At 44.4% G+C, this 270-nt stretch carries 1 protein-coding gene; it reads left to right on the top strand.

The features are described from left to right. The coding region (locus tag RRF55_RS27450; RefSeq protein WP_439419223.1) for a zinc-binding dehydrogenase at positions 1 to 270 on the top strand (270 nt) is incomplete at both ends.

Here is a 270-nt window from a genome sequence, read left to right on the forward strand (position 1 = left end):
TTATATGGTGGTTCAGCTTGCAAAAGCACTTGATGCAAATGTTTGGGCGACTGGTCGTACAGCTGATCAATCACTGATTTCAGAACTTGGTGCAACACCTCTCGATTACACAACAGCATCTTCCGATGACATTATTGCTGCAAGCCCTGAGGGTCAAGGTTTTAACATTGTTTACGACACTGTGGGTGGTCCAGTACTCGAAGCTTCACTTTCCATGACAACTCACTATGGCCACATTACCAGCTGTGCTGCATTTGGTAACCATAATTT

This window comes from Klebsiella sp. K47 (assembly GCF_051858335.1).
GTDB classification, from domain to species: domain Bacteria; phylum Pseudomonadota; class Gammaproteobacteria; order Enterobacterales; family Enterobacteriaceae; genus Klebsiella; species Klebsiella pneumoniae.